Here is a 22,975-nt window from a genome sequence, read left to right as displayed (position 1 = left end):
CCTGTTCGGGGAGCCATATGGAGAGGTGTCCGAGCTGGCCGAAGGAGCACGATTGGAAATCGTGTAGGCGTCACAAGCGTCTCGAGGGTTCGAATCCCTCTCTCTCCGCCAGATAATTTTTTTAGCAAGGCCCGTTGGTCAAGGGGTTAAGACACCTCCCTTTCACGGAGGTAACAGGGGTTCGAATCCCCTACGGGTCATAATATGGAGGCTTAGCTCAGCTGGGAGAGCATCTGCCTTACAAGCAGAGGGTCGGGGGTTCGATCCCCTCAGCCTCCACCATATAACTTTATAACGACGCGGGGTGGAGCAGCCCGGTAGCTCGTCGGGCTCATAACCCGAAGGCCGCAGGTTCAAATCCTGCCCCCGCAATTAACTTTCCTTGAGAAAGTACTATGGAACCGTGGTGTAGTTGGCCTAACATGCCTGCCTGTCACGCAGGAGATCGCGGGTTCGAATCCCGTCGGTTCCGCCATTTTTAATTAAATATACACCGTGCCGGTGTAGCTCAACTGGTAGAGCAACTGACTTGTAATCAGTAGGTTGGGGGTTCAAGTCCTCTCGCCGGCACCATTTTTAGTATTTACATCTGGATTTGTGATAGAATGTATATTATAGATGCAGTTGCTAATACTAAGATACTCTTAGTGGATGAATGGCTTACTCTATGGCGATCGTGGCGAAGTGGTTAACGCACCGGTTTGTGGATCCGGCATTCGGGGGTTCAATTCCCCTCGATCGCCCCATGATTTTTTAATGGGGATTAGCCAAGCGGTAAGGCAACGGACTTTGACTCCGTCATGCATAGGTTCAAATCCTATATCCCCAGCCATTTCATTACGAGTCATTAGCTCAGTTGGTAGAGCACCTGACTTTTAATCAGGGTGTCGAAGGTTCGAGCCCTTCATGACTCACCATTATATTTTGCGGTCGTGGCGGAATTGGCAGACGCGCACGGTTCAGGTCCGTGTGGGCTAACCCCCCGTGGAGGTTCGAGTCCTCTCGACCGCACCATATGTTTTGCGGAAGTGGCTCAGCGGTAGAGCATCGCCTTGCCAAGGCGAGGGTCGCGGGTTCGATTCCCGTCTTCCGCTCCAATATTTGCGCCCTTAGCTCAGCTGGATAGAGCGTTTGACTACGAATCAAAAGGCCGGGAGTTCGAATCTCTCAGGGCGCGCCATTATTTTCATAAGTATCGGGATGTAGCTCAGCTTGGTAGAGCACCTGGTTTGGGACCAGGGGGTCGCATGTTCAAATCGTGTCATCCCGATTTTCTTATTTTGCGGGTGTAGTTCAATGGTAGAACTTTAGCCTTCCAAGCTAATAGCGTGGGTTCGATTCCCATCACCCGCTTCCGAGTAACATACAGAAAAGTCTTTGCTTATAGCAATGGCTTTTTTTTTGCGTTAAAAAGAATATGTATATTCTATTTAAAATAGGGTCAATTGTCATTTGATTAAGGATGAAATCTTTGTTTAAATAAATAGAACAATTCGTATCTGATTAACCGCATTTATTTATAAAGGAGGACAAACAGTAATGAAAAGAGCTCTGGTCATTGGTGGAAACGGAACATTAGGTAAAGCCGTTGTTGCGAAACTGAGAGATTATTCCGTTGAGGTTATTACAGCAGGTAGACAATCCGGGGATGTCCAGGTGGATATGACGTCGACAGAGAGTATTACTACCCTCTTCGAAACGGTGAAAAATATTGATTACGTCATTGTGGCGGCGGGCCAGACCCATTATGCGAAACTCGAAGAACTGACACCTGAGAACAATATGATTAGTGTGCAGGGTAAACTGCTTGGACAGGTCAATATCGTATTGATTGGACAGCACTATATTAACGACAAGGGGAGTTTCACGCTGGTCAGTGGCATTATACAAGACCACCCTATTGAGCAAGGTGCATCAAGTGCTATGGTCAATGGGGCTATTGATTCGTTTGCCAGAGCGGCAGCGTTTGAGTTACCAAGAGGCATTCGTTTGAATTCGGTTAGTCCTAATCTGTTTGTAGAGTCGGCGGAAAAATATAAGGATTTCTTTATTGGATTTAATCCCGTACCTGTAGAGAAAGTAGCTAATACGTTTATCCAGAGTGCACTTGGGATCGAAACAGCCCAGAACTTTAAGATTTATTAAAAGCCTGATGTGAATGAAGAACTGCTGAATGAAGCCATCTGAAATATAAAATTAAAGGAGAACAACAGAATAATCCTGTTGTTCTCCTTTTGTTTTCCATGAAACGGACTGGTGTGTGGAATTAGGGAGCAGATGCTCCAAGAACTTCGAGCATTTCTTTACGTTTGAGCGATTCGGCAATGGGGCCGTCAATGAGCCATTTCTTAGCATTGAGGACATAGACATGACCATTTTGGACAGCGGGCAGGCTTTTCCACACTTGGAGTTGCTGGATTTCGTTGAGTTCATCTTTTGTTTTTTTGCAATGCTTCAGCTGACCCATCTGAGCTAATGGACACGATAAACAGATAGTCTGCTTTGATTTCAGGCAAAAGCTCTAGTAAAGGATTAACCTCATCCGGTGTATATTCTATCGCTGTTCGTGGCAGGATCAGATACATTTTGCCGAGTGCGGCATGATTATGCCTATGCCCAATACGGATATCGGCTTCACCGCCAGTGCAAATGAGCAGAAGATGTGTATCCGTTAATACAAATGGTGGAAAAAACGACGCTTGATCGATCATTTCAGATGTCTTGAATCTTGCATATAGGTCACGGGTATGGTCACCGTTAGATATCAGTGGAAAGACTTGCAAAGTCACCAGAATCCCTCCTTAACTTGCAATAGTAACATTACATATGATGTATTTGAGAATCATTATCAATTATCACATATTGTCATACAAATAAGAAGTCCATATGATAATATGAAATGATATACAGAAGAGAAAGCGAGGGGGGGATATAGAATGTGGTTTATACTTGGTTTTATTATCTTAGTTTCGATATTTGGTATTCGCACGACGGGTCGATCTAATAAACTAAAACAGCAGTTCCAATCAAGGTTACATGCAGTAGGGATTCATCAGTCAGGGCTTCCACAAGTTGCGGAAGGCAGGCGGGTGGATGTGCTGTTAGGTAATGGGAACTTATATATTCAAAGTGGTCAGCAAACGTTTGAACTCTCATTAAGAAAAATTGGGAGTGCAGGATATCCAAAAAGAACAGGTAGCTCAAATTCGAGAAATTATCTCGTAATACACTACGAGATGAATGGTAGGGTACGTCCGATAGTATTAAGATTTATGAAGCCTGCGCACGCTAAAGCATTTCTATGGGAAATCGAGGGCCAGCTATTCGCGCGAAACTCAAGTGATGGAATTGTAAGACTTTAGAAACTCTGATCATTGAACCGCGTAACTCTCCACTATAAATTGAATTGAAATAGGTTACGAGTTGGAAAATAGCCAATACATAGTTCCCATCATCTAAACCATTGAGCGAATAACCAGTAAAATCGCAACCGATGTTAATCGTAGAATTACTCAAATAACAGATCATTTAATTCACTACGCAAAAAAAGACAAGCCCTCTCCTACGATGTCCGCAGGAAGAGGAGCTTGCCTTTTTATTAAGAGCCAGCGATTAGTATCTTTCAAGAATCGTCTGTGTCTTCAAGCCATCAGCCGGAATCAGCCAGTTGTTGTTCTCCAGCAATTGCAGCAGTTGGGTACGCAGTCCGGATACGGCTACAGTATCATCGGTTTTGAAAGAAACCTCTACGATATTCCCAATACCTGTACCTGCTGCGTCACGGATCGGCCATACTTCGAGTGTAAGCTCTTGACCATTCCATGTACCTTCATATCGTTGGAATGTGATAGGGCCATATGCACGGGATTGAGTCAGTTGCTGCTTGCCCCAGTTGGAGGCAGACCAGTTTTTCAATTTGCCAGGGAGCTTGTCCAGTAACATGTTCAAGGCTTCTTGCTCCGAAGGAAGTTCAACACCTGTCGTTTTGGTATCGACTTTTTTGGTGTTGGAGAAGCTCAGGGTCTGTTTTTCGTATCCCCAATCAATCTCAGCCTCGTAATTATCATCAGACTTATCAAATCCTTCTTGGTTAGCCAGTGTCAGCGCTGCATTGATGTCACCATTGATGACAGAGTACCGTTTTTTATAGGTCAGTTCATAATTATTTTTGTCATCCTTTTTGCGAAAACGAACATTCCATCCTTGCTCATCCAGTCCGAGCGCATTGGTGTCAAAGTACTCTACGTTAATGTTTTTTGGCGTGGAACTTAGGCCGAGGGTCTGAATCACTTCACTGCGTGGTGTCCCATCTGTATTCAATACCAGTTCCGGTTTGGCCAGAAACTTTACTTCATAAGCAGGAACGGCATTGGCAGCTGCTGAAGCCTGGGGTGCTCCCAGAAACGTCAGTCCACTTCCCAATGTTACGATGCTCAGCATGAATGAGGCGGTTACCTTTTTCCACTTTTTCAAAACCAATCACTCTCCTAATCTGGATTAACGTACAGATCTCACTTTATCGCCCGAGTATCTGAAAGCGATTAACGGGGAGCGCACATTGCGTTAACCCTGCATAGATTTGATGAATGGCAAACGATAGTTTATAGAGGATGAGGGCAATCAGCCATGGGAAATGGGGAAGCCGTGACTCACCTCTCGCAGCACTTCTTTGAAGCGGTTTACCTGAACTGAAGGGTGGCGGTCCTTGTTATGTACCGTATAGATATGGCGCGGTGCCTGCTCTCCCGGAATGGGAAGAACTTGAATGAGCCCGTGCTGTTCCTCCCACTGTACTGCCATCCGAGACATGAATGAGACATGCCCCCCGATTAACACGAGCTGTTTGATCGCTTCCAGAGAATCCATCTCCACCGTGCTTCGCAAACGAATGTCATGTTGCGCGAGCCATTGGTTGGTTAGCCGCCGAGTACTGGATTCATTGCCATGTAAGGCAAAAGGAATTTGCGCGATATGATCGGGTGTTAATGTATCCTTCTGGGCCAACCCATGCTGCGGAGAACAGATCAGTACCAGGTCGTCTTCACATAACGTCTCAGCTTGCAGCGCGGGTCCAACAAATGGCTCAGAAGAGATCACACCCAGATCAATCTGATGCCGAATTAACATCTCGCGAATAACAGGTGATGGTTTGACGGATAAGACGATTCGAATGCCTGGAAATTCCTGAGAAAAGGTGTTGAGTATGGCGGGCAGCAGATATGTAGCCGGTACATAGCTTGCCCCAATGTGCAGGGTGCCCCGATAGAGACTGTCATATTCCTTCACTACCCGCCTTGCCTCTTGGGTAAGAGCATTAATTTTGACAGAATAGTGCAGCAGAGCTTGTCCCGCCTCGGTTAGAAAGGTCTTTCCACTGCGCGATTCGAATAATCGCACGCCCATCTCTTCCTCCAATGACTTCATATGAAATGTAACGGTTGGTTGTTTGATCCCCAGTAACTCGGCCACACTGGTCATGTGATGATGCTTGTCGATCAGCTCAACAATTTGCAGTTTGATCAGATTCAATGACCCAACACTCCTCTCATTTCTACTAGCCCAATATATAAGATGATCTAATATTTTTCATAAAGACGGAGAGTACAGAACCAATCTGAAGAAGCGGAGCGTTCGCCTTTATCCCCGGATTTCTCCCTTTATAAAGGGAATATAAGAAATCTGGGGATAACAGCGATCGGAAGATGGTGCTGTAATCGGAGCGACAACATGAAAATTAATTTAGTTCACCTACTATAGATTTAATCTATGAACATCAACAGAATTCATCTAAAAAGTTAATTCCAATTTTACATACAAGACATACAACTCGCGAAAGCGGACGTTAAACTGAGAACAGTGCAAGAGATCAAGTAACAGAAGACAGGCAGGGATGCTTATGAAATTAGAGATAACAGGAATTCAAAAATCATTTAATCAAACACCCGCACTGCTGCCAACAGATCTAACGCTTGAACATGGAAAGTTCACGACACTGCTCGGCCCATCGGGCTGTGGCAAAACAACACTGCTCCGTATGTTGGCCGGGCTGGAACAGCCGGACGCGGGGGAGATTCGTGCAGATGGTCAGTGTATCTACTCTGCGGCGAAGCGGATTGATATACCAACACACAAGCGTAATCTGGGCATGGTGTTTCAGGATTTTGCATTATGGCCGCATATGACCGTATACGAAAATGTAGCGTTTGGCCTGAAGGCCGGAAAACAGAAATCTGATCTCCGGCAAAAGGTGAACGAGGCGCTTGGTATGGTTCGCCTGCAAGGCATGGAAGATCGATATCCTCATCAGCTGTCTGGTGGACAGCAGCAAAGGGTTGCTTTTGCCAGAGCCGTAGCGGTCAGACCTGGTGTGATCCTGTTCGATGAGCCACTAAGTGCATTGGATGCTGTACTCCGGGAAGAGATGCGGATTGAGATGATGTCCTTGGTACGGGATATGGGACTGACTGCGCTGTATGTCACACATGATCAGATTGAGGCGATGTCGATGTCGGATGAGATTGTGGTGATGCAGAAGGGGCGGATATTGCAAAAAGGAAGTCCGGAAACGATCTACTCGGCGCCAAGTGATCCGTATGTCGCTTCGTTTATCGGAAAGTCCAACTGGCTCACGCCTAATCAATCGATGGTGCGTCCAGAGCATGTCACCTGGAACAAAACAGGTCATGACGATCTGTGTTATCCAGGGACGGTACTTAGTGTCAGCTATGTAGGTGAGCGCTATGAAGTACGAGTGCAGATGGAAGGGCTTGGCGTATGGACAGCCTATATGAACCAAAGAGTGCGCGTAGGGGAGCGGGTGCAGCTCTATGTAACACCTGAGCGGATATGCCGAATGGACGGGTATGACCACCCGAGTATGAAGCAGAACGAAGCGATCGCAGTGGCATATTAAATTGTTAAACGAGCACGCAGTTGAAAGCAGGAGTACACATTTTATAAGAAACCAGGGGAGATGGACGAATATGTTGGGTATGAAAACACGGAAAAAGAGCGCAATGCTGTTATTAACAGCGGTCATGAGTATCAGTTTGTTCGGATGTAGTACAGGGAACACAACCACAGGCAATGCGGCACAACCCGCAGGTGAAGGAAACACAGCAGCAGCGGCGGAAACAACGAAACCGGCTGGCGGCAAGCTGGTTTTGTACAGTGCTGGCCCACAGAAGCTGGCGGATAACATCGTGAGCGGATTTACGGACAAAACGGGGATTGAAGTCGAGATGTTCCAGGGAACGACAGGCAAAATTCTGGCTCGTATGGAAGCAGAGAAGTCCAATCCGGTTGCAGACGTTGTAATTCTAGCCTCGCTGCCTTCAGCACAGGCTTTGAAAGCAGACGGACTGACCATGCCTTACCCTGAAGCAGCCAATGCAGACAAGCTGAACAAGGATTGGTCGGATGCAGAGGGCAACTATTTTAGCAGCAGTGCTTCCGCACTGGGTATTGTGTATAACACCAAACTGGTATCTACACCACCAACAAGTTGGGCAGAGCTGGCTACGCCTGCGTGGAAAGATGCAGTGAACATTCCCGACCCTACATTATCAGGTTCAGCACTCGACTTCATCACAGGATACCTGAGTGCGAAAGGTGAAAAATGGGATATGCTGAGTGCCTACAAAGCCAATGGTGTAGCGATGGCAGGCGCCAATCAGGAAGCACTTGATCCTGTCATTACGGGTGCCAAAAGCATCGTAGCAGCAGGTGTGGATTACATGGCGTATTCCTCAAAAGCAAAAGGTGAGCCACTGGATATCGTATATCCTGAGGAAGGCACGGTAATCAGCCCAAGACCGGCAGCGATTCTGAAATCCAGTCCAAATGTAGAGAACGCCAAAGCGTTCATTGACTACCTGTTATCCGATGAAGCACAGAAACTCGTTGCAGATGCTTATCTGATCCCGGGCCGCGAAGACATTGAAGCGACTAACCGTGCCAATGTGAAGGATATTCCACAGCTTAAAGTGGATTGGAACTGGATGAGCGAACATGGCGAAGAGACAGCAGCACGTTTTTCCGAGACTTTTAAGTAAGAAGAACAAGTATAGAGACAACTAGGCAAAAGGAATACCTGCTGTCTGTGGAAAGTCATGTGAGGTGAACGTAGTGAAACCTGTTGTATTGGACAACAACCGAATTTTTCGGAGAGTGGGCGTGATTCTGGCCCTCTTTCTGCTGACCATAAGCATTGGCGTGCCGCTCTTGCTGATCTTCTGGCAAAGTGTGTATCCGGACGGACAATGGGACTGGATGGCTCCGATTCGCACGATTACAGGTCATCATCTATCGGGTGTGTTGCTGAATTCCGTCTGGCTTGGTATCTGCGTTGTAGCAGTAACCACGCTGCTGGCGCTACCGCTGGCCTGGATGATGGCGAAGACTCGGATGGGCGAGCATCGCTGGGTGGATGTAATCCTGATGATTCCGTTCATGACCCCGCCGTATATCGGATCGATGGGCTGGATTCTGTTTATGCAAAAAGGGGGATACCTTCAGCAATGGGTGCCATCATCTGCGGGCTGGAGTGAGCTGTTCTTCAGCTTCTGGGGCATGGTGCTCATTATGAGCTTGCACCTGTTCCCATTCCTGTATCTGCTGCTTCGGGATGCATTGATCCGAATCGGTGGCAATCTGGAAGAAGCGGGAGCTGTGCACGGTGCACGTGCGGGGTATCGTTTCAGACGTATTATTTTACCCTTATTGTTGTCGTCCTACGGCATGGGGATCATGCTGGTCTTTGTCAAAACGATTGCGGAATTCGGAACACCGGCGACCTTTGGGCGCAAGATTGGCTATTATGTCATGACCTCCGAGATCCATAAGTACATCTCCAGTTGGCCGATTGACTTCGGCAAGGCGACTTCGCTGGCATCGGTGCTGTTGTCCGTCTGTCTGGTGATGTGGTATATGCAGTCTGCCATGAGTCGAAAGTTCACGTATCGTTTGGTTGGTGGCAAAGGGCAACGTTCGAAGCGATATTCTCTTCGTGGCGGAGCAGGATGGTTGTGCGGGGTGTATCTTGCAATCCTGTTGATCCTGTCGATAGGTATTCCGTATTTCTCCATCATCGCCGCTTCGACCATGAAGTTACGGGGATCGGGAATTGCTTTTGATAATCTGACCTTGGATCATTACAAGGAGCTGTTATCATGGGGATCAGTGAGTATGAAGGCGATCGGTAACAGTCTGGGATTATCCCTCGCGGCTTCAACCGTTGCTGTTATTATCGGTACGGGTTTTGCGCTCGCGATCGGCAGATCATCTTCATTCATGCAGCGTGTGATTGACTTGTTCAGTTTGTTGCCTAATACGGTGCCGGGTATCGTGATGGTCGTGGGTCTGATTCTGTTCTGGAACTCACCCTGGATGCCAGTCACGTTGTATAACACCTACGGCATGGTTGTTCTCACGTACGTTGTTCTCTTCTTGCCTTACACCGTGCAGTATGTAAAATCGAGCTTTACCCAGATTGACGGAACATTGTTCCAGGCTGGGCAAGTATTTGGCGGGAAGCCGCTGTATATTCTGCGGCGTATCCTGATCCCGCTGATCCTACGCGGCATGTTGGCGGGTTGGATGATGACCTTTACGATTGCAACAAGGGAACTGGTCGGATCGTTGTTGATTCTTCCGCCGTCGATGCAGACGTCGGCTACGTATATTTTTGCCCAGTTTGAACAAGGTCAGGTATCACTGGGAATGGCGATGGCCGTGGTGACTGTAGGTATGACGGTACTGATGCTGCTGGGAATCGAACTGCTGAATTCAAAGAGAAAGTGGAATGCATCATGATCAAACTGAACGTATGGGGCGGTGCAGGGGAACATGGGCGTTCCGCCTATCTCCTGAGCGGGAGCCAGTTTCGCCTTTTGCTGGATTGTGGTATCAAAAAAGAAGGCACGGGCCAGTATCCGCTGATTGACCCGGAGATTGTCCCGCAACTGGATGCGGTGTTTTTGTCCCATGCCCATGAGGATCATTCGGTCGCCATCCCTTTGCTGTATAAGATGGGCTACCAGGGTGAAGTTTGGACGACGAGGGAGACGAGGGCGCAGCTGCGTACGTATTTTGCCAACTGGCGAAGATTTGCAGAACGTGTCGGAGAGAAGCTCCCTTATGATGAAGCAGATGAGCAGGCTATTCGTTATCGGTATCTGGAGGATGAGGTCGTATCCCAAACTTGGTTCGAACCGATTCCCGAAGTAAAAGTGATGTGGGGCCGGAGTGGACATCTGGCTGGATCGGTGTGGTTTGGGGTTGAAATGGAAGGTAAGCGGATTTTCTACTCCGGGGACTATACGTCCGAATCGATGCTTTTACAGGAGGATTGTCCAGCGGAGGGGTTCTGGCAGATAAGCATGCTTCGTGAGAATCCTGTGTCAGATGCTCTGAGCAGTGAACAGTGGGGCGCGGAGGAATTAATTGTTATGAACAGTGGGCAAAAGGCTGGAGAAATCATAACGTCACAAGATCAGACATCTGTTGCATCAGAAGCATCGTCAAGAACACTTGTATCCATGGAGATACCCATAAAGCAGGGAAATTTCACATCCAACGGAGCAGATGGAGCAGTCAGAGTAGGCAGAGCAAACGTAGCAGACGCTGCGCCAATATCTTCCGTCGGGCTGGTGGATCTGGCAATTGTTGATGCGGCCTATGGTACGGACCAGGATACACAGGCCGACAAACTGGAACAGCTTGAACGAGCCATTCGCCAGACGATGGCTCAAGGTGGAAAGGTGCTCTTACCCATGCCTGTCGTAGGGCGTGGACAGGAGATCATATTGTGGGCACAGCAACAATTCCCGGATATCCCAATTGTAGTGGAACAAGGACTTGTGGACGGCATGCAGCAGCTTATGCATGTTCCATATTGGTTGAGGGAGAAGGGAGAGCATGTCATCGGAAGTTCGTTGAGAGACAAAATTGATGGCTTTCTGACCGGACGAGGATGGGATCTGCCTACGACCACCCTAGAGCGGGAACAACTGTTGGAACATCATGCTGCTTCGCTATGGTTTATTCCGGACGGCATGATGCAGTCATCGCTTGCTCGTTGGTACTATAGTCAATTATCGGACAGGGAGGAGAATCTGATACTGCTCACCGGGCATGTTGCTCACGGCACATTTGCTGATAAGTTGCTACGGGTTCCTGACAAGTGTGGAGTGTGTGTGGTGCGGAAAATACGTTATAAAGTGCATCAGGGCTGGAAGGATGTTGAACGGATGCTGCATCAGATTCCAGCAAGGCATACGGTCCTTGTGCATGCTGACCAGGCAGAGACGGACCGATTAAAAGAAGGTTTGCTCATAAATAGCCCGTCACCGGGAACAGTTATACATTCACTGTCTGCTGGTGACGAGCTGTATGTGTGAATTGTGCAAGAAACGAAGTGTTGCGTTCGTTATCTGAGAACGTCCATGGGGACGTTCTTTTTCCATTGTTGTCTGATCATTTAGGGTTCGCGATGAATGGGGTGCTCCAGTTCGGCATGACCCATCAAACTATCAACGGCTTCACCATCCACCAATATATCCAGGCTGTTCACTTCATCAAATTGAAACATCGTTGTTGTTAAAGCTTCCAATGCGAGCAATTCTCCACTGGTACCGAGATTGGCTTCAGCGGGGATATGAACATCCAAAGTCACCGTGCCCTCAGCATATTGGATAGAGAGCAGTTCCACCTGCTCCCAGAGGGAAACAAGCTCCGAATCGGTGTTCGTTTGCAACGCTGCAAATGTTTTTTCATATTTTTCGGAATCATCCTTGTATTCAATTTCCTGCTCTGTTTTCTCCAGCTTAAGGACCTGAGAATCTGCCAAATATACATCGACGACTTGTGTATTCATTGTGCCCAGATCCACCTCCGTTTTGGCTGGGTTTGGCGCCTGCGTCTGTCCTCCCTGAACAGCAGGTTCATTTGAACCGGATTGGCTCACTGGCTTCTGAGCGCATCCAACTCCGATAAGGATCAAGCATGATAATATCAGTGCGCAACCTAGCTTCTTATTCAAAGAATCACTTCCTTCATCTGATTTATTTGATGATTTACAGGCCCAAATACTCCTTGATTCCATCGGCTATCGCTTGAGCGGCTCTCATCTGAACGTCATCGGACGACATCAGTTCTTCATCAAGCACATTACTCAGGAATCCCACTTCCAAAAGCACCGCAGGCATGGTCGTGTCTCGGATCACTTCCAAGTTGCCATTTTTCACACCACGATCTCTAAGCCCCATGGCTTTCAACAAACGTTGATGAATGATATTAGCTAATTCCTTACTGTTACTGCGTTGGTAATAATATGTCTCCGTACCTGTGGCTTGGGGGGCGGACTTCACACTATTACCATGGATAGATACGAATACATCCGCATTTAATTGATTGGCGAGTTGAACACGCTCAGGGCGGGTCGGATAGGTATCACCTTCACGAGTCATCACCAATTCGATATTAGGTTCATTAAGCAGCAGGGCTTGTACTTTGTGAGCTAATGCCAGATTGTATTCCTTTTCGGGTTTGTTCGTGATGCTGATCGTCCCTGGATCACTGCCACCGTGTCCTGGATCGATGACCACGACCTTGCGTCCTGAACCGCCTACTGGAGTGACTGGAGCAGGTGTGACATTGTCTCCCGCAACATTCAGATCAATAATCAGTTTGTCGGCAATCACATTGTGGCTATACTGGACATTCTTCACATTATTCAATTCTACGACAATGCGAACTTGTGCCGGTTCTCGTTTGAACAGCGAATATCTCACTTCTGTCACATTGGGATAACCGCTCACATCCAACTTGCCATTGAGTCCTTGATCCAGCGGTTGGGAGATGTCACCAAAGGTGGCTCCGGGCAAGTCCACAACCAGACGATCAGGGTACTTGAGGGTCGTTACTACCGGCTGAACGGCCCCGTCGGTGGATAAAACGAGCTGATTATTCGCAAATTGGATATCGGTAACCTGGGCGTTAGACGTTGAATCCCCTTTTCCAGAACTGTTGCCTGGATCGATAACAGGTTCCTTACTGGTGTTTGTTAAGTAAACGATCTTGTCTTGATTGTTCCATCTTACCTTAAGCCCCATTTGTTCACTGACAAATCGAATGGGCACCACCAGCGTTTTATTCAAAATCTGCGGTGCTGTGTTCAAAGTGACTTGTTTGTCAGCAACCATGGCTTGCTTTTGATCCACGGTTAGGGAAATCGTCTGTTGATCTTGCTGAATTTTTACAGTGCGTGCTTGTTGGTTCCAATCGACTTTGAATTTCAAATTTTCGGCAACGACACGAATCGGAATCATCACGTTTTTATTGATAATCTTCACCTGTACATCACTTGGGAGGACTAATTCCTCTCCATCCATAAAGATTTTCGACGTACTTGCAGCGGCATTTCCCTGATTAGGGAGCAAAAAGAGTAAGAACAGGCTCAAAAACAGTAGTAAAATGGTTTTCTTCATTATGCACCTCGACTAGTATTAGATCTATATCTCGCTTCCAAAATATACCTACATAGTATAAACGGTAAAAATGTAAAAATGTTTCTCTTCTGATATCTAATTATCAATTGATGGAAGAAAACATGATGTGTGATCGCAAATGCGATGAATATATCTCTTTTTATTTTCAATGATGTAATTAAATTTCATATAATGTTTGACTTGTGAAATTTAATATCATATACTGGGTGAAATTATGGCAGGATGACGTGTTCATCGGGTCTTGCAGGAGGTTGGAAGTGGATGGATACAGGCAGCTATCCGATGTGGGAGAAGTATCGCTTGAAGCAGGAGCATCTGGTCATCGGACTAATGTCAGGAACGTCACTTGATGGAACTGACGCGGCACTGGTGCATATCCAAACGGATGAGAGCGGGGCATTACAGCAGATCGAGCTGGTTGATTTCGTCTGTGTGCCGTATTCGAATGGATTGAGAGACGTACTGATCCGGTTATGTTCACCGGGTACGGCGCGTGTCGACGAGCTGACAGCCGCGCATTTTGGTGTATCAGAGTGGTATGCGCATAGTGTTACGGAACTGATGCAGTCTGCCGGTATCTCAACGCAGCAGGTGGATGTGATTAGCATGCATGGGCAGACGGTATGGCATGCGCCTGTAGCATCTGCATTTCCAGGGCCAACGGGAGCAAGTATTGATGTGGTATCGACATTGCAGATCGGTGAATGTGCTGTCGTTCGAGAACGGACAGGACTGCCAGTGATTGGCAACCTGCGGGCAAGGGATATGGCCGCTGGTGGGGAAGGTGCCCCGCTTACGCCTTATGCGGATGCTCTGATGTTCCGAAGCCCGACGGAAGGGCGGCTGGTGCAGAATATCGGTGGCATTGGCAATGTGACGGTGCTTCCCTCCGAGTCATCTACCGAAAGTATTTCGGCATTTGATACGGGACCGGGTAATATGGTGATGGACGCCATTGTGCGACAGGCAACGGATGGGCGGCAGCATTATGATCCGAATGGAAGTATTGCCGCACAGGGGAAGGTCGATCAGCGTCTGGTAGAACTGTGTTTGGAGGATGAGTATTTCAAAAGACTTCCACCGAAAAGTACCGGGCGAGAAGTATATGGAGCCGCGTATGCAGTGAGACTGATGGAGATGGCCGCAGCGCGTTCCTTAACGCTTGAAGATACGCTGGCTACTGCCACCTGTCTGACCGCGGAAACTATCGTGCGTGCAGTGAAGGATTTTATTCTGCCCAAGGTGCAAATATCGGCCATGCTCGCGTGCGGTGGTGGCACATCCAATGCCACGTTAATGGAGATGATCCGTCAGAGACTACCGAAGGATATCCGTTTGGAGCGAACGGAAGATTATGGTATACCCGATGATGCTCGGGAAGCCATTGGATTTGCTTTACTTGGCCATGAGGCACTTATGGGAAGAACCAATACACTTCCGGCCGTAACCGGCGCGAAACACGCCGTAATCTCTGGCAATCTCACACTTTAGTGAGACCTGACTTTAATATGAGTTCAGTTATGGAAGGGCGAGGAATTCGATTAGACGCGAGTGGAATTATAAGATAAAATGCTTGTACATGAATGCAGTATGGAAAGGAGGAGCGAATGGAAGGCATGAAAGGTGGACTTGTACGTTTACGCGCATTAATGGATGACTTGACCCCGTCCGAACGGAAGATCGGAGCTTATATTCTCGATCACCCGCAAGAAACTGTTCAATCCTCGGTGGCCCAGTTGTCTGAACGGAGTGGAGGCAGCCCAGCTGCCATTATCCGTCTCTGCAAATCCCTGGGTGTAACAGGTTTTCAGGAGCTGAAGCTGAAGATTGCCGGAGATTTGCAGACGAGTGAGCCATATCAATATACGGAGATTCGTCCCCAGGACTCCATGGAGAGCATTATTCAGCATGTGTCCGCAAACAATATTCAGTCGGTGAAGGATACGGTTCATATTCTGGACCCACGTCTGGTAGAAAAAGCCGTGGACGTGCTTCATCAGGCGAACCGGATCTTTTTCTATGGAGTAGGGGCCTCCAACCTGATTGCGCTGGATGCACATTACAAGTTCATGCGAATCAATCGTACAAGCTTTTCGTTCGCCGATCCGCATATGCAGATTTCGTCCGCAACGACGCTTCGTGAAGATGATGCGGTGGTATGTATCTCGTATTCAGGGGAGACGTCAAACGTAATCTCCTGTCTCAAGCATGCTCATGATGGTGGTGCAGCGACAATCAGCATTACCAAGTGGGGCAACAACACACTCAGTAGTATGGCGGATGTGCCCCTGATGATTACTTCCACCGAAAGTGATATTCGGAGCGGAGCCACATCGTCACGGATTGCTCAGTTGAACGTGATCGACATTTTGTATCTGGCGATTGCCAGTCGGGATTACAACCAGTCGGTGGAGTATTTGGAGAAGAGCCGACAGGCTATTCTGGAGCACAAGTGAAGTAGAACCATATGAATCCCTTTCTTTTATACAGGAGGGGATTTTTTGACGGATTATATCCGCTTTTAGAATAAAAAAAATAAAAAAAGAGCCCATACTAATGTTGGGCTCCTCTCTTACCACCTATAATGATATCCCTGTACGGCTCAGGAAGGCCCCGCAATGGCGCTGCGGACAAATCCGTCAGCCAAATCAAGCCTGTGCTGGGCTTCTGTTACGTCCACGCCTGCCATCAGCATGACGATTGCCGTTTTTACATGACCGTCTGCACCGGTAAAAGCCTCTTCAATATCCGCTTCATTTGCTCCGGTTGCCAGATGGATCATGCGTTTGGCCCGATGGACAAGCTTCTCGTTCGAAGGGTTCAGATCGACCATGAAATTACGGTAAACCTTGCCCAGACGAATCATTGCGGTAGTGGTGAGCATGTTCAGAATCATTTTCTGGGCGCTGCCTGCCTTCATACGTGTTGAACCCATGACAACCTCTGGGCCGACAACAGCCTCAATGCTTACATCAGCCAACAGGGTCATCGGCGTGCCTGCATTATTGCTCAGGCTGATCACCGTAGCCCCGATCTCCTTGGCGTGTCTCATCGCACCCAGCACATACGGCGTTCGTCCACTGGCTGCAATGCCAACCACGACATCGTTTTTGTCTAAGCCATGTTCATCAAGGTCCGCAGCTCCCAACTCCTCACTATCTTCAGCACCTTCAACCGGGTCCTTCACTGCCCGGAATCCCCCTGCAATAATACCCTGCACCATGGAGGGCGGGGTTCCGTAGGTAGGCGGGCATTCCGAAGCGTCAAGTATTCCTAATCGTCCACTGGTACCTGCGCCTACATAAAAAAGCCTGCCGCCAGACTGAAAGGCCTCCAAGATCCGATCTGCAGCCTGAGCAATGACCGGAATTAGGGGCTGAATGAGCTCCGCAATCCGTTGATCTTCCTTATTAATGAGCTCCATAATTTCTGCCGAAGGCAATTCATCTATATGATCCGTTAGTGGATGGGGTTGTTCTGTTATTAGTGAATTCAGCATGTGATTCATCCGTATGGCCTCCTTCTCTCTTTTAAAATGATTCATTCAGGGAACGGCGTTTTCTTGCCAGTTGTGCTGCACCAACCGCTGGAGCGGGGGCATCTTCACGATATACAAAGTCCAACTCTCCATAATATCCCGATAACTTCTGAATAAATGTATTTCGGAAAAGTGTAGCGTATCGAAACATTGATCCGGACAGGACAACCGGAGTGGATGCAAATTCGGGATGACGGGCAATCAGCGCCTTGGCGGTATCCGCCAATTGTGAGGCTTCGTCAATGATCAGTGCCCGGGCGGCCTCATCTCCGAGTTCAGCTGCTTCTATAGCTAAGCGGGCGATGGATGCGGTCTCGGTTTTGCCCCAATCCGTCTGATACACTCGCGTCTTTAGCTCCGATATATCCCGAAGGCTCAGATTCTTTAGAAGAAGCGGGGTTAAACAGGTTGGAAGAAGAACACCGTCATAACTCTGCATAACCACTTGGAGTGCACGCTGCCCAATACGATAGCCGCTCCCCTCATCTCCGAGCAGGTGACCCCAGCCACCTGCACGGTATCGCTCGCCTTTCTGCGTAAATCCGTACACGATGGACCCTGTTCCAGAGATACACAACACACCGTGCGTATGTCCGAGAGAGGCCATCAGAGCAATCTCTCCTTCGGATACAACCCAGACTGGAAAACCTTCTGATGCATGTCGATTACGACTCTTCATATAGTTATTTACTGCTTCGGTTATAAGTTGCCGTTCTTGGATCGTATCTACACCTGACATACCAAGGCATATACCCTCACAATTTGTCGATAAATCACTTATTAGATTAAATAGCTGTTCCAGCACTCGTTGCAGTTCGGAAATGGCCTGTTCAGTTGATACGCTGTGAGGATTCGTGGGACCGCCGCTGAGTCGGGCGAGAATTTCACCAGATTCAGAAATGATTGCTGCATCAGTATTGGTACCGCCTCCATCTACGCCTACATACACTCGCAAAGTGGCTCACCTCGCTTGCTTGGGTTTTCTTTTTACATAGTATAGTTGCATGAAAAGAAAAAGTAAAATTAAATTTTATAATAAAAAATAATGTTGAATTTTTATTTTACAACTCATATAATGAATTCAATCTACAATTTTGGAAGGAATTAATACTGTTAATGTCAATTAAGTTGACGTTAATATTGCATTTAAGAGATTTTGCCTGCGACTGGCAGGCCCAATCTACAGGGGAGGTGCTTTTCCTTACTGCCGCGGTATAGGTGGATGGCGTTTGAAGGCCGAACGATCACAAAGGGGTAGCATGGTTAGGCAATGAAAGAATCGGATGATGACATGCAAAGGAGATGAAGGGATGAAAAAGAAGGGTCTGGTATGGACGATGTTGTTGATGATGGTCTTGGTTACTGCCTGTGGGAATAGCGGAGGTGCTGCTTCGGATGATCCGAATGCCGATGATACGGTAACGGTATGGACCTATCCTGTACATGGCACATATGAAGATGAACTGAAGGATCTAATCTCTGATTTCAATAAAGAACACCCGAACATTACCGTGAAGACGGAAATGCTCTCCTGGGCGGAAGGGCCCAAAAAATTCGATGTCGCTCTGAACGCGGGCAACCCGCCGGATCTTTACTTTCATAGTGTAGACGGCACATATGTGAATACGGGATTGGCACTTGAGCTCGACAGCTACCTGACACCTGAGATCAAGGACGACTACCTGCCGGGTACGCTGGATTTGGGCCAGATTCAGGGGAAACAGTACGGACTGCCGTTGTATCAATTCCAATGGGCTTGGGGTGGTAACAAACGCATTCTGGAGGAAGCAGGCATTGATTGGAAGTCCATTCAGCAAAATGGCTGGACCTGGTCCGAATTCAACGATGCTGCTGCCAAGCTGACCAAAACGCTGGATGGCGGGGCCAAGCAATATGCACTGGTTACCGACGGAACCTCGCTTGACTTCATTGAAATGCTGTCCCGGAACAACGGGATGATCGATGTTCTTGATAAAGACGGCACGTTCCAATGGAATGATGGTCGCATTCTGGATACCCTCTCTTTTATCAAAAACCTGATGGATCAAGGGTATATGCCGAAGGAAACGGCGGCTCTTGCTCCAGCAAAACGGACGGATATGTTCTACGCGGGGGAAACGGCGATTATCTCCAAAGCAATTCCTTATTATGATGTGATGATTCAGAACCGTAACAAGGACATCGACGATGGCAAGGTGCAGGGAGAGAAGATTGATTTTGTCTTGTTGCCTGTACCGCATAATGATGCTCAACCTGCGGCCACAACGATGGGCGGCGAAGGGTATGTAGCCTTCAAACAGAAGAAGGACAAGGGCGAACAACATGCCAAAAATACGTTCCTGGTAATGGAGGCACTTAGTGGTGCCAAAGCAGGGAACTCGGCCAATGAACTGGCGCTTCCATTCGTAAGACAGTCCCAGGTGGATCTGTTTAAAGGGAAAGAACTTGGGCAAGCGGATAATCTGGCTGCTGCAAAAGTCATGGCAGAGAATATCGCGATGCCGGTTGTACTGGAACTGGATATCGACAAAGCATCCCAGCAAAAACAATTCAAGGAACAGGTTGTGAAGCCAAACATCCAGGCGCTGTTCTCGGGTGAGAAAACACCGGAGCAGATCGCAGAAGACTTCAAGAGCAAAGGCCAGCAGATGTTTGGACAATAACTCGGACCATCAAACATAACGTAAAACCACACTGATTAGGAGAGGAGGATTCGCCATGCAGACCGCCCTTGCGCCAAAACCGTCAGTGCCCCGGACTTCCCGGGTTGCCCGGTTTTGGCGAGACTACGGGTGGGCGTATTTGTTTATTTTGGCGCCTGTCCTGCTGTTTCTCATTTTCACACTGTATCCTGTTCTGACGGCTCTTGTGATGAGCTTCCAGAAATACAACATTATGAACTCAACGTGGGTTGGATTGGATAACTACGAGCGACTGGTGAAGGATGAGACGTTCTGGAAGTCGATTAAAAATACGGTCATCTTCACCGTAGGCACAGTCCCGGTCAATATTCTCATTACATTTGTACTGTCCTATTTCATCTATCAAATGAAAAGCAAATGGCAGACATTTTTCAAAGCTACCATGTATCTGCCTGCGGTAGCCTCCGGGGTGACCATCTCCATTGTATGGCTGGCGATCTTTGACCCGACGGATTCAGGACTGCTCAACCGTTTCCTCGGTCTGTTCGGCCTTGACCCGGTAATCTGGCTGGGTCAGTCGGGAACGGCACTCTTTTCCCTCATTCTAATGAACTGGCTCGGATCACACGGAGCGGGCATTATTCTGTATCTGGCAGCCATGGGTGGTATTCCGAAATCGCTGTACGAAGCGGCGGATATTGATCATGCCAGCGGCTGGACCCAGTTCAGCAAGATTACATGGCCGCTGCTCAAACCAACGACGCTGTATCTGCTCGTTACAGGTGTGATCACGTCTTTCCAGGTGTTCATCTCGGTATATCTGATGACACAGGGTGGACCAAACTTTGCGACAACTACAATCGCTTATCTGATCTATGAGACGGCATTTAAGTTCTATGAGTTCGGTTTGGCTTCGGCTCAGTCGTTCGTACTGGCGATTATCATCATTGTCATCTCCGTCATACAGTTCAAATATTTCTCCAGCGATATTGAGTATTAGAGGTAGTTCAAAACACGTACGATTAGAGCACGTTGCATTAAGCATCCGGGGGTGAATGAAATCCATGAAATCAACACAGAAAAAGATACTGCTCGTTGTTGCATCGATTCTGTTGGTGGTCTGGGCGCTGGTGACGGTCATTCCGATGTATTGGATGCTCGTTGGTTCGGTGCAGGATAGCGCGATGTCGGCTTCCTTCAAACCGCAGATGATCCCGGAGCAATTGTCGTTATCACCATATGAGCGCTTTTTTGCCAAAACCGATGCCTGGCGTTGGTTATACAATTCGCTGCTCATCTCGATTATTCTGACCGTCACGAATGTATTCTTCGCCTCCCTGGCGGGATATGCGTTCGCCAAACTAAAGTTTCCGGGTAGTCAGGCGGTATTCTGGACTTTGCTTGGGACAATGATGATTCCGGCACAGGTGACGCTAATTCCTTTGTATATTCTGATGGTCAATGTATTTGATCTGGGGGATACATATACGGCCATTATTCTGCCTGCTGCCGTTAGCGTAGGGAACATATTCTTGATGAAACAGTTCATGTCCACGCTGCCCACATCGCTGATTCATGCGGCACGTATTGATGCATGCAGTGAGTTCGGCATCTTCTGGAAAGTTATTTTGCCGATGGCGAAGCCAGGAATCGCGGTGCTGGCAATATTCACGTTTGTAGCTTCGTGGAATGAATTCTTCTGGCCGTTCCTCATTACCAATTCCAACGAGATGCGTACCATCCAGGTGGGGCTGGCCTCGTTTGTATTTGCCGAATCAACTGATTTCGGCGCAATGATGGCGGGGGCGACAATAGGTGCGCTGCCCATGATCATTCTGTTTTTCTCACTGCAACGTTATTTCCTACAGGGCATTACGATTGGTGCAGTTAAAGGTTAATTCCTATACATGTTCAACTAAACATTTACACCATAACGGAGAGGACAGAAATAACCTGAAGAAGCGAAGGCGTTCGCCTAAAGCTTTCTAAAAGAAAGCTACATCGGAAGCATACGCTATCACCGGATTTCCCCTTTTTATAAAGGAATCAAAGAAATCTGGGGATAACAGCGATCGGAAGGTTGTTCTGTCATCGGAGTGCCCGTGTAAATATTCGTTAGTGGAGCTTATATAGTTCAGGACAAGTGACAACGTAAAGGGGGATCTACCTATGGCACGCGTGGAGTTTCGCCAAGTGCGCAAAGAATTCAAAGACGATCATAAAGGAACGTTCACGGCTGTGGCCGGCTCGGACTTTGTTATAGAAGATAAGGAATTCGTAGTGTTTGTGGGTCCTTCGGGCTGTGGCAAGACAACGTCACTGCGGATGATTGCCGGACTTGAAAAGCAAACGAGCGGTGATATTGTGATCGGGGATCGACTCGTTAACGATCTGCATCCGAAGGATCGCGATATAGCGATGGTATTTCAGGATTATGCGCTTTATCCGCATATGACGATACGTGAAAATCTGTCCTTTGGCCTGAAAAATCTGAAAAAGCCAAAGCCCTATATTGATGAACAGGTACAGAATGCGGCCTCCATTCTGGGACTGGAAGCGATGCTGGAGCGCAAACCACGCGAGCTGTCTGGTGGTCAGCGCCAGCGTGTTGCGGTAGGACGGGCGATCGTCCGTGATCCGCAGGTGTTTTTATTCGACGAACCACTGTCCAATCTGGATGCCAAGTTGCGGGTACAGATGCGGGTGGAGTTGGGAGAGCTGCATAAACGTCTCGGTGCCACGATTGTGTACGTGACGCATGATCAGGTAGAAGCCATGACACTTGGGGAACGCATCGTGGTCATGAATCATGGAGATATTCAGCAGGTGGCTTCACCGAAAGAACTGTATGCGAGTCCGCGGAATATGTTTGTTGCCGGATTTATCGGTTCCCCGGCGATGAACTTTATTGATGCCCGGATTGAAGGCACGCAGGTTGTCGTGGACGGTGCATCATTCACCTTGTCAGAGGATGTACTCGCTCGTCTTCAGAGTTATCAAGGGAAGCCGGTGATTATGGGTCTGCGTCCAGAGCATATTTTTGGTGAGGATGTCGCTCCGAATATCCCGACAGACCACATGCTGCAGGCGCGAGTTCAGGTTGTAGAACATCTGGGCTCCGAGAATTTGGTGTATTTCCATTCTGGTGCTCGTACCGTTACGGCCAAGGTTCATCCGGAAACACATGCTTATGTAGGTATGGACAAGAATTTTGTACTGGACCTGCGTAAGGCTCACTTTTTCGATCCAGAGACGGAGCTTGCGATTGGACGAGAGTAAAAGACGAG

General features: G+C 48.0%; 19 protein-coding genes and 14 tRNA genes. 26 read left to right on the top strand and 7 right to left on the bottom strand.

The window, feature by feature from the left end:
• Window positions 1–19 precede the first annotated feature (19 nt).
• From QVE09_RS27505 to QVE09_RS27435, 15 genes are all read left to right on the top strand, one after another.
• Window positions 20–111: transfer RNA gene (locus QVE09_RS27505), tRNA-Ser, on the top strand.
• 17 nt (window positions 112–128) lie between these two features.
• Window positions 129–200 (top strand) — tRNA-Glu (locus tag QVE09_RS27500).
• Window positions 201–206: 6 nt separating this feature from the next.
• A tRNA-Val gene (locus QVE09_RS27495) sits at window positions 207–282 on the top strand.
• 16 nt (window positions 283–298) lie between these two features.
• Window positions 299–372 (top strand) — tRNA-Met (locus QVE09_RS27490).
• Window positions 373–397: 25 nt separating this feature from the next.
• A tRNA-Asp gene (locus QVE09_RS27485) sits at window positions 398–475 on the top strand.
• Window positions 476–497: 22 nt separating this feature from the next.
• Window positions 498–573 (top strand) — tRNA-Thr (locus tag QVE09_RS27480).
• Window positions 574–670: 97 nt separating this feature from the next.
• Window positions 671–746: transfer RNA gene (locus tag QVE09_RS27475), tRNA-His, on the top strand.
• Window positions 747–757: 11 nt separating this feature from the next.
• Window positions 758–832: transfer RNA gene (locus QVE09_RS27470), tRNA-Gln, on the top strand.
• Window positions 833–841: 9 nt separating this feature from the next.
• Window positions 842–917 (top strand) — tRNA-Lys (locus QVE09_RS27465).
• A 9-nt stretch (window positions 918–926) separates the two neighbouring features.
• Window positions 927–1,014, top strand: a tRNA-Leu gene (locus QVE09_RS27460).
• 8 nt (window positions 1,015–1,022) lie between these two features.
• Window positions 1,023–1,097 (top strand) — tRNA-Gly (locus QVE09_RS27455).
• A gap of 6 nt (window positions 1,098–1,103) precedes the next feature.
• Window positions 1,104–1,180: transfer RNA gene (locus QVE09_RS27450), tRNA-Arg, on the top strand.
• 16 nt (window positions 1,181–1,196) lie between these two features.
• Window positions 1,197–1,270 (top strand) — tRNA-Pro (locus QVE09_RS27445).
• A 12-nt stretch (window positions 1,271–1,282) separates the two neighbouring features.
• Window positions 1,283–1,353 (top strand) — tRNA-Gly (locus QVE09_RS27440).
• Between the two features lie 186 nt (window positions 1,354–1,539).
• Window positions 1,540–2,145: a short chain dehydrogenase gene (locus tag QVE09_RS27435; RefSeq protein ID WP_315939370.1), complete on the top strand. Its 606-nt coding sequence runs from the start codon at window positions 1,540–1,542 to the stop codon at window positions 2,143–2,145.
• A gap of 284 nt (window positions 2,146–2,429) precedes the next feature.
• On the opposite strand, the gene QVE09_RS27430 is transcribed toward QVE09_RS27435, so the two are convergent.
• Window positions 2,430–2,789: a cupin domain-containing protein gene (locus tag QVE09_RS27430; RefSeq protein ID WP_315939369.1), complete on the bottom strand. Its 360-nt coding sequence runs from the start codon at window positions 2,787–2,789 to the stop codon at window positions 2,430–2,432.
• Window positions 2,790–2,936: 147 nt separating this feature from the next.
• On the opposite strand from QVE09_RS27430, the gene QVE09_RS27425 reads away from it, so the two are divergent.
• Window positions 2,937–3,362: a hypothetical protein gene (locus tag QVE09_RS27425; RefSeq protein ID WP_315939368.1), complete on the top strand. Its 426-nt coding sequence runs from the start codon at window positions 2,937–2,939 to the stop codon at window positions 3,360–3,362.
• 250 nt (window positions 3,363–3,612) lie between these two features.
• Here the strand turns inward: QVE09_RS27425 and QVE09_RS27420 are convergent, their stop codons facing one another.
• Together QVE09_RS27420 and QVE09_RS27415 are read right to left on the bottom strand one after the other, a co-directional pair.
• A complete protein-coding gene (locus tag QVE09_RS27420; RefSeq protein WP_315939367.1) occupies window positions 3,613–4,473 on the bottom strand; it encodes a CYTH domain-containing protein in 861 nt (286 codons plus the stop codon).
• Between the two features lie 147 nt (window positions 4,474–4,620).
• Window positions 4,621–5,529 (bottom strand): LysR family transcriptional regulator, encoded by a 909-nt coding sequence (locus QVE09_RS27415; protein ID WP_315939366.1) that lies wholly within the window; start codon window positions 5,527–5,529, stop codon window positions 4,621–4,623.
• 367 nt (window positions 5,530–5,896) lie between these two features.
• Between QVE09_RS27415 and QVE09_RS27410 the strand changes: the two genes are divergently transcribed.
• From QVE09_RS27410 to QVE09_RS27395, 4 genes are all read left to right on the top strand, one after another.
• Complete coding sequence (locus QVE09_RS27410; RefSeq protein WP_076329907.1) at window positions 5,897–6,913, top strand: ABC transporter ATP-binding protein; 1,017 nt, start codon at window positions 5,897–5,899, stop codon at window positions 6,911–6,913.
• Window positions 6,914–6,983: 70 nt separating this feature from the next.
• On the top strand, window positions 6,984–8,054 hold the full coding sequence (locus QVE09_RS27405; protein ID WP_315939365.1) for an ABC transporter substrate-binding protein: 1,071 nt from the start codon (window positions 6,984–6,986) through the stop codon (window positions 8,052–8,054).
• 73 nt (window positions 8,055–8,127) lie between these two features.
• Window positions 8,128–9,813 (top strand): ABC transporter permease, encoded by a 1,686-nt coding sequence (locus tag QVE09_RS27400; RefSeq protein ID WP_315939376.1) that lies wholly within the window; start codon window positions 8,128–8,130, stop codon window positions 9,811–9,813.
• On the top strand, window positions 9,810–11,399 hold the full coding sequence (locus QVE09_RS27395) for an MBL fold metallo-hydrolase (RefSeq protein WP_315939364.1): 1,590 nt from the start codon (window positions 9,810–9,812) through the stop codon (window positions 11,397–11,399). The genes QVE09_RS27400 and QVE09_RS27395 overlap by 4 nt, the downstream gene beginning before the upstream one ends.
• A gap of 80 nt (window positions 11,400–11,479) precedes the next feature.
• Here the strand turns inward: QVE09_RS27395 and QVE09_RS27390 are convergent, their stop codons facing one another.
• Window positions 11,480–12,040, bottom strand: coding sequence for a GerMN domain-containing protein (locus QVE09_RS27390; protein ID WP_315939363.1), 561 nt, complete (start codon window positions 12,038–12,040; stop codon window positions 11,480–11,482).
• A gap of 34 nt (window positions 12,041–12,074) precedes the next feature.
• Entirely contained in the window at window positions 12,075–13,487 is a 1,413-nt protein-coding gene (locus QVE09_RS27385) for an N-acetylmuramoyl-L-alanine amidase family protein (RefSeq protein ID WP_315939362.1), read from the bottom strand.
• Window positions 13,488–13,769: 282 nt separating this feature from the next.
• Between QVE09_RS27385 and QVE09_RS27380 the strand changes: the two genes are divergently transcribed.
• Window positions 13,770–14,999, top strand: a complete 1,230-nt coding sequence (locus QVE09_RS27380) for an anhydro-N-acetylmuramic acid kinase (RefSeq protein ID WP_315939361.1) — start codon at window positions 13,770–13,772, stop codon at window positions 14,997–14,999.
• Between the two features lie 125 nt (window positions 15,000–15,124).
• Window positions 15,125–15,964: a MurR/RpiR family transcriptional regulator gene (locus tag QVE09_RS27375; protein WP_127548113.1), complete on the top strand. Its 840-nt coding sequence runs from the start codon at window positions 15,125–15,127 to the stop codon at window positions 15,962–15,964.
• A 146-nt stretch (window positions 15,965–16,110) separates the two neighbouring features.
• Here QVE09_RS27375 and murQ read toward each other — a convergent pair whose 3' ends face one another.
• Together murQ and QVE09_RS27365 are read right to left on the bottom strand one after the other, a co-directional pair.
• Window positions 16,111–17,016 (bottom strand): N-acetylmuramic acid 6-phosphate etherase, encoded by a 906-nt coding sequence (murQ, locus tag QVE09_RS27370; protein WP_315939360.1) that lies wholly within the window; start codon window positions 17,014–17,016, stop codon window positions 16,111–16,113.
• Window positions 17,017–17,038: 22 nt separating this feature from the next.
• Window positions 17,039–17,995, bottom strand: a complete 957-nt coding sequence (locus QVE09_RS27365; protein ID WP_315939375.1) for a BadF/BadG/BcrA/BcrD ATPase family protein — start codon at window positions 17,993–17,995, stop codon at window positions 17,039–17,041.
• Between the two features lie 361 nt (window positions 17,996–18,356).
• Here QVE09_RS27365 and QVE09_RS27360 point away from each other — a divergent pair, with 361 nt between their 5' ends.
• The 4 genes from QVE09_RS27360 to QVE09_RS27345 all read left to right on the top strand — a co-directional run bounded on the left by QVE09_RS27360 (window position 18,357) and on the right by QVE09_RS27345 (window position 22,967).
• A complete protein-coding gene (locus QVE09_RS27360) occupies window positions 18,357–19,709 on the top strand; it encodes an ABC transporter substrate-binding protein (protein ID WP_315939359.1) in 1,353 nt (450 codons plus the stop codon).
• 55 nt (window positions 19,710–19,764) lie between these two features.
• Window positions 19,765–20,688: a carbohydrate ABC transporter permease gene (locus QVE09_RS27355; protein WP_017691097.1), complete on the top strand. Its 924-nt coding sequence runs from the start codon at window positions 19,765–19,767 to the stop codon at window positions 20,686–20,688.
• Window positions 20,689–20,752: 64 nt separating this feature from the next.
• Window positions 20,753–21,586 (top strand): carbohydrate ABC transporter permease, encoded by an 834-nt coding sequence (locus tag QVE09_RS27350; protein WP_017691096.1) that lies wholly within the window; start codon window positions 20,753–20,755, stop codon window positions 21,584–21,586.
• Window positions 21,587–21,857: 271 nt separating this feature from the next.
• Complete coding sequence (locus QVE09_RS27345; RefSeq protein WP_315939358.1) at window positions 21,858–22,967, top strand: ABC transporter ATP-binding protein; 1,110 nt, start codon at window positions 21,858–21,860, stop codon at window positions 22,965–22,967.
• Window positions 22,968–22,975 lie beyond the last annotated feature (8 nt).

It is taken from the genome of Paenibacillus sp. ClWae2A, from assembly GCF_032452295.1.
GTDB lineage: Bacteria > Bacillota > Bacilli > Paenibacillales > Paenibacillaceae > Paenibacillus.
This window is presented reverse-complemented; position numbering and strand designations above follow the sequence as displayed.

Excerpts from the sequence above, each read along its gene's own strand:
- QVE09_RS27385 (WP_315939362.1), bottom strand. The coding sequence starts at position 13,487 with ATGAAGAAAACCATTTTACTACTGTTTTTGAGCCTGTTCTTACTCTTT.
- QVE09_RS27405 (WP_315939365.1), top strand. The coding sequence starts at position 6,984 with ATGTTGGGTATGAAAACACGGAAAAAGAGCGCAATGCTGTTATTAACA.
- QVE09_RS27360 (WP_315939359.1), top strand. The coding sequence starts at position 18,357 with ATGAAAAAGAAGGGTCTGGTATGGACGATGTTGTTGATGATGGTCTTG.
- murQ (WP_315939360.1), bottom strand. The coding sequence starts at position 17,016 with ATGAATCACATGCTGAATTCACTAATAACAGAACAACCCCATCCACTA.
- QVE09_RS27355 (WP_017691097.1), top strand. The coding sequence starts at position 19,765 with ATGCAGACCGCCCTTGCGCCAAAACCGTCAGTGCCCCGGACTTCCCGG.
- QVE09_RS27435 (WP_315939370.1), top strand. The coding sequence starts at position 1,540 with ATGAAAAGAGCTCTGGTCATTGGTGGAAACGGAACATTAGGTAAAGCC.
- QVE09_RS27380 (WP_315939361.1), top strand. The coding sequence starts at position 13,770 with ATGGATACAGGCAGCTATCCGATGTGGGAGAAGTATCGCTTGAAGCAG.
- QVE09_RS27395 (WP_315939364.1), top strand. The coding sequence starts at position 9,810 with ATGATCAAACTGAACGTATGGGGCGGTGCAGGGGAACATGGGCGTTCC.
- QVE09_RS27425 (WP_315939368.1), top strand. The coding sequence starts at position 2,937 with ATGTGGTTTATACTTGGTTTTATTATCTTAGTTTCGATATTTGGTATT.
- QVE09_RS27375 (WP_127548113.1), top strand. The coding sequence starts at position 15,125 with ATGAAAGGTGGACTTGTACGTTTACGCGCATTAATGGATGACTTGACC.
- QVE09_RS27410 (WP_076329907.1), top strand. The coding sequence starts at position 5,897 with ATGAAATTAGAGATAACAGGAATTCAAAAATCATTTAATCAAACACCC.
- QVE09_RS27345 (WP_315939358.1), top strand. The coding sequence starts at position 21,858 with ATGGCACGCGTGGAGTTTCGCCAAGTGCGCAAAGAATTCAAAGACGAT.
- QVE09_RS27350 (WP_017691096.1), top strand. The coding sequence starts at position 20,753 with ATGAAATCAACACAGAAAAAGATACTGCTCGTTGTTGCATCGATTCTG.